The 12,312-nt window shown below is 60.5% G+C and carries 14 protein-coding genes; 3 read left to right on the plus strand and 11 right to left on the minus strand.

Annotated elements, in window-relative coordinates:
- Position 1: 1 nt before the first annotated feature.
- From dsrO to dsrA, 11 genes are all read right to left on the minus strand, one after another.
- Positions 2 to 787 (minus strand): sulfate reduction electron transfer complex DsrMKJOP subunit DsrO, encoded by a 786-nt coding sequence (dsrO, locus tag G3480_RS09620; RefSeq protein ID WP_164653672.1) that lies wholly within the window; start codon positions 785 to 787, stop codon positions 2 to 4.
- 1 nt (position 788) lies between these two features.
- Entirely contained in the window at positions 789 to 1,259 is a 471-nt protein-coding gene (locus G3480_RS09625; RefSeq protein ID WP_164653673.1) for a sulfur reduction protein DsrJ, read from the minus strand.
- A gap of 17 nt (positions 1,260 to 1,276) precedes the next feature.
- A complete protein-coding gene (locus tag G3480_RS09630; RefSeq protein ID WP_164653674.1) occupies positions 1,277 to 3,241 on the minus strand; it encodes an NAD(P)-binding protein in 1,965 nt (654 codons plus the stop codon).
- 112 nt (positions 3,242 to 3,353) lie between these two features.
- A complete protein-coding gene (dsrK, locus tag G3480_RS09635; protein WP_164653675.1) occupies positions 3,354 to 4,922 on the minus strand; it encodes a sulfate reduction electron transfer complex DsrMKJOP subunit DsrK in 1,569 nt (522 codons plus the stop codon).
- 60 nt (positions 4,923 to 4,982) lie between these two features.
- The gene (locus G3480_RS09640) at positions 4,983 to 5,714 is read right to left on the minus strand and encodes a respiratory nitrate reductase subunit gamma (protein WP_164653676.1); all 732 of its coding nucleotides are present in this window, start codon (positions 5,712 to 5,714) and stop codon (positions 4,983 to 4,985) included.
- Between the two features lie 82 nt (positions 5,715 to 5,796).
- Complete coding sequence (locus tag G3480_RS09645) at positions 5,797 to 6,135, minus strand: TusE/DsrC/DsvC family sulfur relay protein (protein WP_164653677.1); 339 nt, start codon at positions 6,133 to 6,135, stop codon at positions 5,797 to 5,799.
- 28 nt (positions 6,136 to 6,163) lie between these two features.
- A complete protein-coding gene (gene tusB / locus G3480_RS09650; protein ID WP_164653678.1) occupies positions 6,164 to 6,472 on the minus strand; it encodes a sulfurtransferase complex subunit TusB in 309 nt (102 codons plus the stop codon).
- Between the two features lie 31 nt (positions 6,473 to 6,503).
- Complete coding sequence (gene tusC / locus G3480_RS09655) at positions 6,504 to 6,914, minus strand: sulfurtransferase complex subunit TusC (RefSeq protein WP_164653682.1); 411 nt, start codon at positions 6,912 to 6,914, stop codon at positions 6,504 to 6,506.
- A 12-nt stretch (positions 6,915 to 6,926) separates the two neighbouring features.
- Positions 6,927 to 7,319 carry a sulfurtransferase complex subunit TusD gene (tusD, locus tag G3480_RS09660; RefSeq protein WP_164653683.1) on the minus strand — a complete coding sequence of 131 codons (393 nt, stop codon included), beginning with the start codon at positions 7,317 to 7,319 and terminating at the stop codon, positions 6,927 to 6,929.
- 179 nt (positions 7,320 to 7,498) lie between these two features.
- On the minus strand, positions 7,499 to 8,569 hold the full coding sequence (gene dsrB, locus G3480_RS09665) for a dissimilatory-type sulfite reductase subunit beta (RefSeq protein ID WP_164653684.1): 1,071 nt from the start codon (positions 8,567 to 8,569) through the stop codon (positions 7,499 to 7,501).
- 60 nt (positions 8,570 to 8,629) lie between these two features.
- Positions 8,630 to 9,883 carry a dissimilatory-type sulfite reductase subunit alpha gene (dsrA, locus tag G3480_RS09670; RefSeq protein ID WP_164653685.1) on the minus strand — a complete coding sequence of 418 codons (1,254 nt, stop codon included), beginning with the start codon at positions 9,881 to 9,883 and terminating at the stop codon, positions 8,630 to 8,632.
- A 440-nt stretch (positions 9,884 to 10,323) separates the two neighbouring features.
- Here dsrA and G3480_RS09675 point away from each other — a divergent pair, with 440 nt between their 5' ends.
- From G3480_RS09675 to G3480_RS09685, 3 genes are all read left to right on the plus strand, one after another.
- Complete coding sequence (locus tag G3480_RS09675; RefSeq protein ID WP_164653686.1) at positions 10,324 to 11,220, plus strand: TauD/TfdA family dioxygenase; 897 nt, start codon at positions 10,324 to 10,326, stop codon at positions 11,218 to 11,220.
- 148 nt (positions 11,221 to 11,368) lie between these two features.
- Entirely contained in the window at positions 11,369 to 11,560 is a 192-nt protein-coding gene (locus G3480_RS09680; protein WP_164653687.1) for a sulfur relay protein DsrC, read from the plus strand.
- A gap of 23 nt (positions 11,561 to 11,583) precedes the next feature.
- A complete protein-coding gene (locus tag G3480_RS09685) occupies positions 11,584 to 12,303 on the plus strand; it encodes a hypothetical protein (protein WP_164653688.1) in 720 nt (239 codons plus the stop codon).
- Positions 12,304 to 12,312: the final 9 nt, after the last annotated feature.

Consider the following 12,312-nt stretch of genomic DNA (forward strand, 5'->3'; position numbering starts at 1 on the left):
GCTAAACGCCGGAGTAGCGCACGCCCGTATTCAGCTGCAGGTCCTCGCGAATCTGGCGACTCGGGATCTCTTTCAGCTGCTGATTGATCGCGCTGTTGGGGTCTTTGAGGTCACCGAAGACGATCGCGTGATGACCCTCGGCGGCACAGGCATCGACGCAAGCGGTCGATTCCTCCCCATAGTCGCGTCTGTGAACGCACAGATTGCAGCTCTCCACGCAGCCCTTGCCTCGGGGAACACTGGTGAGTTGGCCGCTGGTCTCGTCGTGAATGAAGCTGCGCGCCTTGTAGGGGCAAGCCATCATGCAGTAGCGGCAGCCGATGCACAGGTGGCGATCCACCATCACGATCCCATCAGCGCGCTTGAAGGAAGCTCCGGTCGGGCACACGTCGACACAAGGCGGATGCTCGCAGTGCTGGCACATCATCGGCAGATTGGTGATGCGACCGGTCTGATTGTCCTGCAGCTTGACCTTGCGAATCCAAACGGCCTTCTGTGTATCCCATTTCCGCTCCGACTCGCCCTTTGGCGGCGTCTGCAAATTCAAGCCGTTCTCTTCGTTGCAAGCCTCGACGCAGGCGGAGCAGCCATCGACACACTTCGCGGTATCGACCAGCAGCCCCCAGCGCACATCGCTGTTGACCGGCTCGGAGCGCGGCGCCGCCGCAACGCTATGCAAGAACACACCTGGTGCGACCACCGCTGCGGTCATCCCTGCCGCCACACCGATGAAGTCGCGGCGACCCGCATCGATCTCGTTCTCGGCTCTATCAGTTTTGTCTGTCATCTCAGTGGCCTTCCCCGTTGCGGCCGCTCTGGACAAGTTTCTCGACGCCAGCGGCACGGTGAGCGGCTTGCGCCTCGGCGTCCAGCCCCTGCGGGTTCGGGACGGAGGCGTGACAGTCGAAGCAATTCAGATCAACGGCGGCATAGGCATGGCAAGCGCCGCAGAACTGATCCGGTTGGTTGATCGGCTCCGGCTGCTGCCCGTCGTAGCTGATGTGGCATTCCACGCAGCCCGCCAGACTGTATTTTGTGCCGCGGATACCCTCGTGTACGGTCGAGATACGCTGGTGCTTGATAAATTCAAAGTGCATCCGGCGCATGCGCTCCGTCGGCTCGACACAAGAGTCCAACTCGGCGGCACGGGAGCCTTCGACCACATATCGCTTCACCTCGGCCGCCAGGACGGTCTGGGCGGCGAGCACCCAGACCAGACTAACGGCGACGAGGCTCGCTCTCAGTAAGACCTTAGCCATCGACGCCTCCACTTCGCTTATTCACCGAGCCCCATCTTGATGTAGCCGGTCGGGCAGACATCGGCGCAGATGTGGCAACCAATGCACTTGGCATAGTCGGTATCCACATAGCGCCCAGTGGTACGACTGGCCTTGTCGACACGGAAGACTGCATCCTGCGGGCAGAAGATGACGCAGTTGTCGCACTCGAAGCACATGCCGCAGCTCATGCAGCGCTTGGCCTCGTTGATTGCCTCTTCCTCAGTCAGTCCAATGACGCGCTCGTGGAAATGACCTAGAACGTCGTCTGAGCTTGGCACCTCTTCCTTACGCAGGTTGCGCGCCACATAGTTGAAGTGGCCGAGGAAAAGCTCGTCGTGAGGGATGACCTCGGCGCCCGAGCGGTCCTCGTAGTTGTGGATCGCGTAGTTGGCGGACGACGTCCCACGGAGGTCTCCGGCCTGGTCCACCTCGAAGGTCTCGGGCGCCAGGTTGGCCTCGGTCATCTTGTCGAGCAGGTTGAAGTGGTGGACGTCGACCTTGGGGCGACGCTTGTGTTCTTCCTGCATGACGTAGTCATGGATGGACTCGGCAGCGATCCATGCCTGGCCAATGGCGGTGGTGAGCAGGTGCGGACGAATGATGTCGCCCGCGACGAAATGGCCCGCCTTACCCGGCACCTGATAGAACTTATCGGAGTCCATGAGACCGCGGCCATTGTCAAAGGCCTCCAGCCCCAAGAGATCGCCGCCCTGCCCGATCGCGGAGACGATGAGTTCAGCCTCGAGGACACGTTCGGTGCCATCGACTGGGGTCGGCCGGCCATCGGTCATGGTGCAGTCGGCCACCTTGAGTCCGGTTGCGCGACCCTTGGCATCCTTGATGACCTCGACCGGCATGACACCGTCGAGGATGGTCACGCCCTCGCGCGTCGCATCATCGACCTCGTGCTCGGAGGCGGTCATCTTGTCGCGGGTGAAGAGTGAGGTCAGGGTGACCTCCGCACCTTCGGCGGCTGCGGCCGTGGCGGCATCGTGCGCGACATAGCCGTCACGGATGACGGTCTCCGGCAGGTCGCTGTTACCTGTCTTGGTGATATGACCCAGACGGCGCGCGACCGAGACGACGTCGATCGAGGTATCGCCGCCACCGACGCAGACGACCTTACCTGCGGTGACCTTCATGCGCCCCTCGTTGTAGGCCTTGAGGAAGGCGACACCGGAAACGCAGTTCGGGGTGTCCTTCCAGCCCGGAACCGGCAGACCGCGTCCACTCTGACAGCCGATGGACCAAAGGATGGCATCGTAATCCTTCTCGAGCTGCTCAACCGTCACGTCGCTGCCGATACGCGTCTTCAGCTTTACTTCGATCTGGCCGAGGTCAAGGATGCGTTGGATCTCGGCATCCAGCTTGTCGCGCGGCACACGGTAGCCGGGAATGCCGAAGCGGAACATGCCGCCGAGCCCGTCATTCGCTTCGAAGATGGTGCAGGCATGGCCCTTGCGGCGCAGCTGATAGGCTGCGGCGAGACCAGCGGGACCGCCACCGACGATGGCGATGCGCTTGCCCGTGTCGGCGGGCGCGGCATCATATTTGTAGCCGTTGGCGATGGCGGTGTCGCCGATGAACTGCTCGACGGCGTTGATGCCAACGAAGTCTTCCAGTTCGTTGCGGTTACAGCCGTCCTGACAGGGCGCCGGACAGACGCGGCCCATCATGGACGGAAAGGGGTTGGCCTCGGTGGAGCGCCTGAAGGCATATTCCTGCCAATCCATACCCTCTGGCGGCTTCTCCATGCCGCGCACGATCTGCAGCCAGCCGCGGATATCTTCACCCGACGGGCAGCTTCCTTGACACGGCGGTGTCTTGTGAACGTAGGTCGGGCACTTATGAGAATGATCTTCGTTGAAGATCTTCTGCGTCAGGTCGTCCCAAACATGTTCGCCGTCCTCGAACCGACGCCAGGAGGGCTTGGTCTTCATTTCGTCGCTGGAAGTTGCCATCTTGATCACTCTCCGTACCAGTTTGAGCCCTGACGCGGAATCAGGGTGTTCGTATCAGGTCGTTCGCCCCGTCAACGCACGCTAACGGACGGGCTGCGCTCGATGGCCCCAATCAGGCCGCCTCGTCTGTGTCTTCGTCGTTATCGTTCTTGTCAAGATCGTCGTCTTCATCAGGCTCCTCGTCGTCCTCGCCCGGTGTCAGCACCAGGGCATTCGAAACGAGTTGGTGCAAACTCACGATCTGATCCATCTCCATGCCGTAATAGGGGAGGACCTTAGTGAACTGGCTCTTGCAGATGGCGCAAATGGCGGCCATGTGCGTGACACCCTTCTCCTGCATCACGTTGTTCAAGGCATCCAGCCTGGGCTTGGCCCCCTTGACGCGAATCTCCATGAGGTCGTCGGTCAGCAATCCGCCGCCACCGCCGCAGCAGAAGGTGCGGTCGCGGATGGTGTCCTCGTCCATGTCATAGAAGTTGTTGCAGGTCGCCTTGAGGATGGCGCGCGGGATCTCGAACTGGCCGCCAGGCGTGGTCCCCATCCGCGAGGCGCGCGCGACGTTGCAGCTATCGTGGAAGGTGAGAACCTTGTCGTCGTTCTCGCTCTTGTCCAGGTTGAGCTTGCCCTCTTTGATCAGCTCATAGGTGAACTCGCAGATGTGCTGCGGCACCGGGTAACGGGGATCTAAGAAATCCCAGGGACCTGCCAAGGTGTTGAGGAAGCTGTAGGCGACGCGCCAGGCATGCCCGCATTCGCCGAAGACGATGCGCTTGACCTTGAGCTTGATGGCGGCCTCGCGGATACGCTGGGCGAGCTTGCGCATGTTGGCGTAGGAGCCGATGAACATGCCGAAGTTCGCAGCCTCGGAGGCGTAGGAGCTGATGGTCCAGGAAACCCCAGCCTCGTGAAACACCTTGCCGTAGCCGATCAAACCGTCGACGTGGGGCTCGGCGAAGAAGTCCGCCGAGGGCGTCACCAAGAGGATCTCGGCGCCCTCTTCGTCGAGCGGATAGCGGACCTTGACGCCGGTATCGTCGAAGACGTCCTCCTCCAGTCCCTCGAGGGTGTCTTCCAGCGCCGGGCCTGGCAGCCCGAGGTTGTTGCCGATCCTGTAGACCTTCGCAATGATCTCGTTGCAGTACTTCTGACCCACGCCGATGCTGTCCATGATCTCGCGCGCAGCCATGGAGATCTCGGCGGTATCGATGCCGTAGGGACAGAAAACCGAGCAACGGCGGCACTGTGAGCACTGGTGGAAGTAGCTGTACCAGTCGTCCAGAACCTCCTTGGTAAAGTCCTCTGCACCGACCAGCTTGGGGAAGAACCGGCCCGCCAGCGTGAAGTAGCGCCGATATACCTTGCGCATCAGATCCTGGCGGCCAACGGGCATATTCTTGGGATCTTTGGTACCCAGGAAATAGTGACACTTGTCGGTGCAGGAGCCGCACTTGACGCAGGAATCCATGTAGACGCGCAGCGAGCGGTACTTGCCAAGCAGGTCGCCCATCTTATCGATGGCCTTGGCCTGCCAGTCCTCGGGCAGCTCGCCCGGGAACCCCAGTGCGTCCTGCCACTCGTCCTTCGATTTGAAGGGCGCACTGTGCGCCATGGCATCAGGCGTGACTGGCGGAACCTCGGTGTATTGACTCAGCGCTGGGACTTCAAACGTTGCCTTGGCCATGGATCAACCTCTCAATGCGGAAGACGACTCGGATCGCGGGATGGTCGGGGTGCGACGGTCCTACTGCTGATCGAGTCTTTTCGCCCAGGGCGCGATATGCCGTTGCTCACGCGGGTTGTCGACCTGATTACGGGTCGGACTGAAGAAGAGTCCGGGAGCGTGCAGAAGCTTGCTGTAAGGGAAGATGATCATCAAAGACGCCACTAAGAGGAGGTGCAGCAGCAGCAAGGGATCGCCCGGCAGCGGCTTGATATCGAAACTGTAGAGACCGAGGAAGAACGACTTGATCTCGACGACATCGGTATGAAACACGAACTTCATCAACAGCCCGGTGCAGCCGATGAGCACCAGCAGACCCAAGATGAGATGGTCCGAGGTCGCGGTGATGTATTTGACCCGGTCAACGGCGAAGCGCCGCACCCAGAGGCCGGCCAAGCCGACCACCATCGCTAATCCGCCGTAGATGCCGAAAGGCTGGACAAGCTGAATGGGGAAAGGCACAGGGTCTAAGAAGTAACGCAGGTGGCGCAGGGTGACGAGGAAGAGGCCGAAGTGAAACATCCAGCCGAAGATCCAGGTCCATTTGTTGCCACGGAACAGGCTTTCGAAGAGCACAACTTCGCGCGTCATCCTGAAGACGACTCCGCTACGGGTCGTCGGAGCCGGTGTCGTCGGGATCTTCAAGGGAGCCGGAGTACGCGAGTACTGCACGATCTTGAAAATCAGACCGAAGACGAGCACGAAAGCGGCGAAGTAAAACAGGAAGGCGTAGAAGTTCGTCAGAAACGCCATGTTTCCGCTACCTCAGTGGAACTTTATTGTGATCCGGCAAGCCAGCGCGGCCTAACCGCGCGGCTTGCCGGAGGATTGGCTATTAGACGCAGCCAGTCGGCTTGGGGAGGCCAGCGAAGCGGCAAGCCTGCTTAGCCGGTCCGTAGGGGAACAGGCTGTAGAGGTACTTGCTGTTGCCTTTCTCCTTACCCAGCTTCTTGCCGACCGCCTTGGTCAGGACGCGCACGGCTGGAGCGATCTGGTATTCCTCGTAGTACTCGCGGAGGAAGTTGATGATGTCCCAGTGCTCATCGGTCAGTTCCAGGTTGTCCTGCTTGGCCATGACGCCAGCCACGCCCGGAACCCAATCGTTCAGGTTGGACAGATAGCCCTCTTCATCCACGGCGAACTCCTTGCCGTCAACTTCGATCGTGTCTGCCATTGCGATGTTCCTCTCAGTGCTTAAAAAATTACAACCAGGCCTGGACCTTAACGTGCTCCGCGGTGAGATCCACGAAGCCAGCATAGTCCACGACGCTGATACCTTTGATCACGCGCTCTTCGGAAAATCCCCGGGCCTTGAGATCGGGACCGAGCACGTAAACTTTCAGCTTGCCAAGCGCGTCTGCGACGGCAGACTCAACGCTTGTCCCGGACAGGGCAGCGTAGATGCCATCTTCGAACAGCAGGACGGCGGCGCCATCTGTGGCAAACCTAATGCAGGATTCTAGCGAATTCCGCTCGAAGGGTGATTTGTTGACGGTGTGCAGGATGCTCATTCGGACGACTCCCGAGATTCCTTAGAGAGATTTAGAAGCTGAAGATCGCGTCGGATTCGTTCATCAGCTCGCTGACGCGCGCCGCATCGACGACTTCGACGATGTTGTCGATCTCTTCTTCGGTCTCGAAATCTTCCCAGGCGATCTCGACGAGATCTTCCTGCGTGAGCCCGCGAGCCTCCAGCGAGGCGCGGTCGACATAGATCCGCTTGACTTCATAGTCACCCAGGGTGCGATAGGTCGGCGAGAAGTTTTTCATCCCGATGCCTTTCGTATCCTGCCCCTTGGTGAGCTGGTAGACGCCGTCGTCCACGAACATGACGCACACGTCCTGATCGAATGCCGCACCAATGAGGACGACCTCGAGGGCCTCCCATGCGTAGATGGTGCCGTAAGGGGCCTTACGATTCAGGTACATGAATTTCTTCACGATTTCTGACATGCCACGAACCCCTTAGTCGCCGAAGACGACGAGACGGTCGGCCTGGATCGCCGCCTCGACCAGCTGCCCGAGCCCCGAGATGCGGAACTTGGGATGAATGTTGGTGGCGTCCTTGCCGTTACGAGTGGCCTCACCCTCATCCACGACACCACGGCGCTGGGCCGCAGCGACGCAGACAACCATGTCGAGGTTGTATTGTTCGGCCAGCTCCGCCCAGCGGTTGACGATATGCCGGTCATCCTGCGGCGGAGTCGTCAGACGCGTCGAGTTGTTGACGCCATCGTGATAGAAGAAGACACGGAAGATCTCGTGCCCCTTCTCCAACGCGGCCTTCGCAAACATGTAGGCCGAGTCGGACGACTGGTGCTGGTAGGGTCCCTCGTTGATCTGAAGTGCGAACTTCATGTCGACCTCGGAATAGAGTTGTCAGTGGTCAGTGGTCAGTTGTCAGTGATCGGGACACATGGCCCCTGCCGCACCGCACCCCCGGCTGAGGGCTGGCGGGGGGCGGCAGGGACGCAGGGCCGGTCTGTCCGGCGCCCAAGGCCCGTCACCGTCCCCTAATCGGGACAACCCCTTATTCTTCAGAAGCGGATGTAGGACGAGCTGTTGAAGCTCGCGCGCGCCCCGCGCCAGGTATCGATGTGATACTTGGTGAACGGCAGCTCGACTTCCTCGAAGAAGCGAGGCCAGCCGATGCGCTCTATCCACTCGTTGATGCGCTCCCAGTCCTTGGCGCCTTCTTTATAGGCCTTGAGAATCTGCTTGACGATCGCGGTTGCTTCCGGCCAGCGTGGCGGGTTGTTCGGGATGCCGGCCGCAACCAGCTTCTGGAAGGTCGGTTTACCACGCGCATTGGAGTGATTGCCACCGACCCAGATCGCCAGCTTGGAGTGCTCGGCATCGTTGATCTGCATGGGCGGACAGGGCGGAAAGCAGGCACCGCAGCAGATGCACTTGCGCTCGTCGACTTCCAGCGACGGCTTGCCGTTCACCATGGCCGGACGAATGGCTGCCACTGGGCAGCGCGCCACGACCGAGGGACGCTCGCAGACGTTGGCCACCAGATCGTGATTGATCCTCGGCGGCTTGGTGTGCTGGATGTTGATGGCGATATCGCCCTGCCCACCGCAGTTGATCTGACAGCAGGACGTGGTGATGTGCACCCGGTTCGGCATGTTCGCATTGCGGAACTCGTCGATGAGTTCGTCCATCATGGACTTGACCACGCCCGATGCGTCGGTGCCGGGGATGTCGCAGTGCAGCCAGCCTTGAGTGTGCGAAATCATCGCCACTGAGTTCTGGGTGCCGCCGACCACGAAGCCGGCCCCTTCCAGGGCGTCGATCAAGGGCTGGACCTTGGATTCGTCGCTCACCATGTACTCAATGTTGGAGCGCAGGGTGAAGTGGACGTAGCCATCCGCGAACTGGTCGCCGATATCGCAGAGCTTGCGCAGCGAGAAGACGTCCAGGATGCGCTGGGTGCCAGCCTTGACGGTCCAGATCTTGTCGCCGCTGTGGGCGACGTGGAGCAGCACGCCCGGACGCGGATGCTCGTGATACTTCCACATCCCGAAGTTCTTGCGCATCACGGGATGCATGTACTGCCAGGGATCCGGGCAGCCAGACTCAATCGGCTCGCGCATTTCCGCCATTGCCTAATCCTCCAGATTATTCAGTTCAGGTAATGAGTGTGGTCGTCAGCTCGGGACGGCTCAGTTGCCGGCCTCGGCCTGACGCGCGAACCATTCCTCGGCGGCCTCGTCCCAGCCATCCATGCGGATGTAGGAACTCTGGCGCGGATGGCTCAGCATGTTTGGATCCGGATCGACGCCGATGGCCTCGAGGAAGTTAGCCAGACCGATGCGCTCGATCATTTCACCGCAGCGCTCGTGCTCGAGACCGTTCTCGGCCCAGAAGTCGATGATGGTCTCGGCCAACTCGACCATGGACTCGTAGTCTTCCTCGGTCTCTAACTTCTTGAAGGGAACCACGACGGTGCCCATGAGATCGCCGATCTTCAGGGTGCGCTTGCCGCCGATCAGGATGGTGACACCCTTGTCGTCGCCGGGGTGCAGCGCCTTCGGCATGACGTTCAGGCAGTGCATGCAGCGCACGCAGTCGCGGTTGTTGACGTTGAGGGTATCGTCGTCATTCAGCGACAGGGCCTGGGTCGGGCAGCGCGTGATGACGTTGTCGATGTAATACTGACGGCCCTTGTCGGCGATGTAATTCTTGACCTCGGCCTGATCGACCTTCATGTCGTCGCGCCAAGTACCGAGAACGGCGAAGTCCGAGCGCTCGATGGCGTTCTGACAGTCGTTCGGGCAGCCCGAGACCTTGAACTTGAACTTGTAAGGGAGTGCCGGACGATGCACGTCGTCGGTGAAATTGTTCACCAGCATCCGGTGCGCCTTGAATTCGTTGGTGCAGGACATCTCGCAACGCGCCGCGCCGACGCAGGACATCGCGGTGCGCACGCAAGGACCAGCGCCGCCGAGATCCCAGCCGTACTCATTGATCTCGTCGAAGAAGTGCTGGGTGTTCTCCGTATCCGTGCCGATGAACATGATGTTTCCGGTCTGACCATGGAAGGTGATCAGGCCCGAGCCGTACTTCTCCCAGCTGTCCGCCAACTGGCGCAGCATGGCCGTCGAGTAGTGGTTGCCCGCCGGCGGCTGGACGCGCAGGGTGTGGAATTCCTTCGACTTGGGAAACGCCTTGCCCACCTCGGAGAAGCGGGGAATGATGCCACCGCCGTATCCGAAGACCGACACAGTGCCCCCTTTCCAGTAGCCCTTGCGGGTCTCATAGGAGTGCTCCAACTGACCGAGCAGGTCATTGGTCATCTCTTTGATACGCGGCTCGGGGTGCTCGTCGCGCAAGCGCTTAATACCAGAGACAAAGCTTGGCCAGGGGCCGGTCTCCAGCTGGTCGAGCATCGGGGTCATGTGCTTATCGATAGACATTGCGCGGTCTCTCCTAATCGATTAACCAGGAAGCGGAGTGGTTTTTCTTGGGAGCACCCAGGGAGCGCGGCGGCTGTGCCGGCGCCATCTGTCGTGCATCACGTCACATCTGAGTTGGAGGTGGTGGTACCGACTACGCGCGTCGTGTTCTGTACCGGCAACCCCATCGGCATCTCTTAATGTACCGATGTACTCACAGTCCGCCCATTCCACGATTGGGAGGGTAGCCCCCCCTGCCTCTATCCCTTTCGGGATATGGCCCTTTCCCACCTCGGCTGAGCGGCCTTGCTCGCCTCTTTAACTTGTGCGGCGCAGCAATCCTTGCCTCTTCATCTTGGCGCCTGACGACCTTGCGTCGAAGGTGGCCGGATGCTACAAGCCAGCCGCTCACAAGGTCAACGTTCGTTAATATTACCGTTTTCTTATATAAGAGCCAACCCGTGGAGCAAGCGTTCGATCTCGACAACGACCAAGCGTATCTAGACTGGCGCGCCCGGAAGCTGGCCCTTCATCCAGCCGGGATCGAAGGTATCGCGGTCGAAATGAACAGCCTCGCGCAGCCAAGCGCGGCGGAGCTTGCGGCCGTGCGCCAACGCGTCGCCGCCTACAACGTGGCGCTCATACGCACGCGGCCAGCGAATGTCAGCCCGCAGTCCGTGATCCTGCTCGGGCGCGCCTTGAGCTTGATTCGGACCGACGCCAACCTGCTCGCGGACGCCCAGGCGGTCAGCTGGATCACACCTGCGCCGCTTCGAACGGAAGACGGCGGCGCAACGACCACAAAGCGCGCCGACTTCATCCCCTACACCAGCAAGCCACTCAGCTGGCATACCGACGGTTACTACAACGCACCCCAGGAGCAAGTCTTGGCATGGACCCTCTTCTGCGTCAGGCCGGCACGCGCTGGCGGCATCAATTCACTGCTGGATCCAGAGATCGCCTACATCCGCTTGCGAGACGCCTCGCGGACCCACATTGAGGCCCTTACGCACCCCAAAGCGCTGCGGATCCCGGCCCATGAACAGGACGGCAAGATGCTGCGCCCCCTGAGCACCGGGCCGGTTTTTTCGATTCGCGAAGGCCACTTACACATGAGGTATTCGGCACGCGGCAAGAACGTGATCTGGCGCAGTACGACGGAGACAGACGCGGCCCGAGACGCCTTAACTCAGTTGTTTTCGACCGGCGACGCCTTCACCTTGAATCACAGACTGGAGGCCGGCGAGGGGTTCGTTTCCAACAACGTGCTGCACAACAGATCGGCCTTTGCGGAAGCGCCAGGTGATGCGTCTCAACGTCTCCTTTATCGCGTGCGATACCTTGATCGGATCCAGTGAAGCGATCCCACACGCATGGGGCACGGGCACCATAGAGATCGCTTGGAGCAACCGAGTAAATGCGCAGCGCGCCGCCAAGCTGGTGCCAATCACCCCCCAGTCAGGTCGCGAACCATTATCAATAGACGAGGAGCGGTTAGGACAACCCATGCTAAAGCTCAGTGAAATCCTTGTATCCCATCAGGACATAGAGTCCTTCGACGAGCTCACCCCGCTGATACAGGACGTTGCCCGATCTGGAGAGCGTTTTTTCCGCATGGATGTCAAGCCGCCCTACCCGGACACACCGGAAGATTGGGAGGACCGACTTGAGGCCGTTTTCAGCGGACTCATTCGTTAAGAGCAGTCCGAAGGCAGTCGCTTATGAAGCAATTCGACCTACTCACCGCGCATCTTCCAGATACCGCAGCCGATTCGGTGCGTGCCTATGGAATCGAAACGGCGGCATTGGAGTCACATCTTCAAATCCTGAACGAGCACCTCGATGAGCTGAGACGGAGCGGCGGATCAGCGCACCGCCTCGCGGACCTGGAGTTGCAGATTGCGAGAACCCTCGTCAACCTCGAGCGCGGCGCCGAGGCCTGGCCTCTAGCAAGATCCGCGTTCGACCACTTCGTCGAGTGGAATCAATTTGAACTCGCCGCGGATGCCTGTGACGTCCTCTATCAGGCCGGCCAGCCAGAATCGCTCGCCGCGCTGGGCCAAGGAATCTGGCTGGCCGTCACCTGCCCGATCGACCCTGAACTCACGGTAGAGCTGCTCAATCACGTCATCGAAGACACCCCGGATGAATCGGACGGCGCCGCCGTTGCCGCGACCACGGCCCTCTTCCTTGCCGACGTTCGCGCCCAAGGCCGTCAGCGTGAAGATCTCATGTTCTTTGCGACCCAGCTTCTCGGCGTGGTTGCACGGCGTCACAGCAGCATCGATTCCGCTGACGAACTCGACGCTTGGATGGAGCGACTCGAGCTGAAAGAACCCGAGAAGTTCCTCGTGCGGCTGCGAAACGTCGTGGACGTCCTGGTGCAAGACAATTGGTGGTTCGACCGCGAGGCCCTCCAGGAGCAGCTGCCCCTCTCTTGATCGGAACCT

It is taken from the genome of Thiorhodococcus mannitoliphagus (assembly GCF_010915725.1).
In the GTDB taxonomy this organism is placed as follows: domain Bacteria; phylum Pseudomonadota; class Gammaproteobacteria; order Chromatiales; family Chromatiaceae; genus Thiorhodococcus; species Thiorhodococcus mannitoliphagus.

Bases quoted from the DNA above. Each gene is read 5' to 3' on its own strand.
- dsrO (WP_164653672.1), bottom strand. From the start codon at position 787: ATGACAGACAAAACTGATAGAGCCGAGAACGAGATCGATGCGGGTCGC.
- G3480_RS09625 (WP_164653673.1), bottom strand. From the start codon at position 1,259: ATGGCTAAGGTCTTACTGAGAGCGAGCCTCGTCGCCGTTAGTCTGGTC.
- G3480_RS09630 (WP_164653674.1), bottom strand. From the start codon at position 3,241: ATGGCAACTTCCAGCGACGAAATGAAGACCAAGCCCTCCTGGCGTCGG.
- dsrK (WP_164653675.1), bottom strand. From the start codon at position 4,922: ATGGCCAAGGCAACGTTTGAAGTCCCAGCGCTGAGTCAATACACCGAG.
- G3480_RS09640 (WP_164653676.1), bottom strand. From the start codon at position 5,714: ATGGCGTTTCTGACGAACTTCTACGCCTTCCTGTTTTACTTCGCCGCT.
- G3480_RS09645 (WP_164653677.1), bottom strand. From the start codon at position 6,135: ATGGCAGACACGATCGAAGTTGACGGCAAGGAGTTCGCCGTGGATGAA.
- tusB (WP_164653678.1), bottom strand. From the start codon at position 6,472: ATGAGCATCCTGCACACCGTCAACAAATCACCCTTCGAGCGGAATTCG.
- tusC (WP_164653682.1), bottom strand. From the start codon at position 6,914: ATGTCAGAAATCGTGAAGAAATTCATGTACCTGAATCGTAAGGCCCCT.
- tusD (WP_164653683.1), bottom strand. From the start codon at position 7,319: ATGAAGTTCGCACTTCAGATCAACGAGGGACCCTACCAGCACCAGTCG.
- dsrB (WP_164653684.1), bottom strand. From the start codon at position 8,569: ATGGCGGAAATGCGCGAGCCGATTGAGTCTGGCTGCCCGGATCCCTGG.
- dsrA (WP_164653685.1), bottom strand. From the start codon at position 9,883: ATGTCTATCGATAAGCACATGACCCCGATGCTCGACCAGCTGGAGACC.
- G3480_RS09680 (WP_164653687.1), top strand. From the start codon at position 11,369: ATGCTAAAGCTCAGTGAAATCCTTGTATCCCATCAGGACATAGAGTCC.
- G3480_RS09685 (WP_164653688.1), top strand. From the start codon at position 11,584: ATGAAGCAATTCGACCTACTCACCGCGCATCTTCCAGATACCGCAGCC.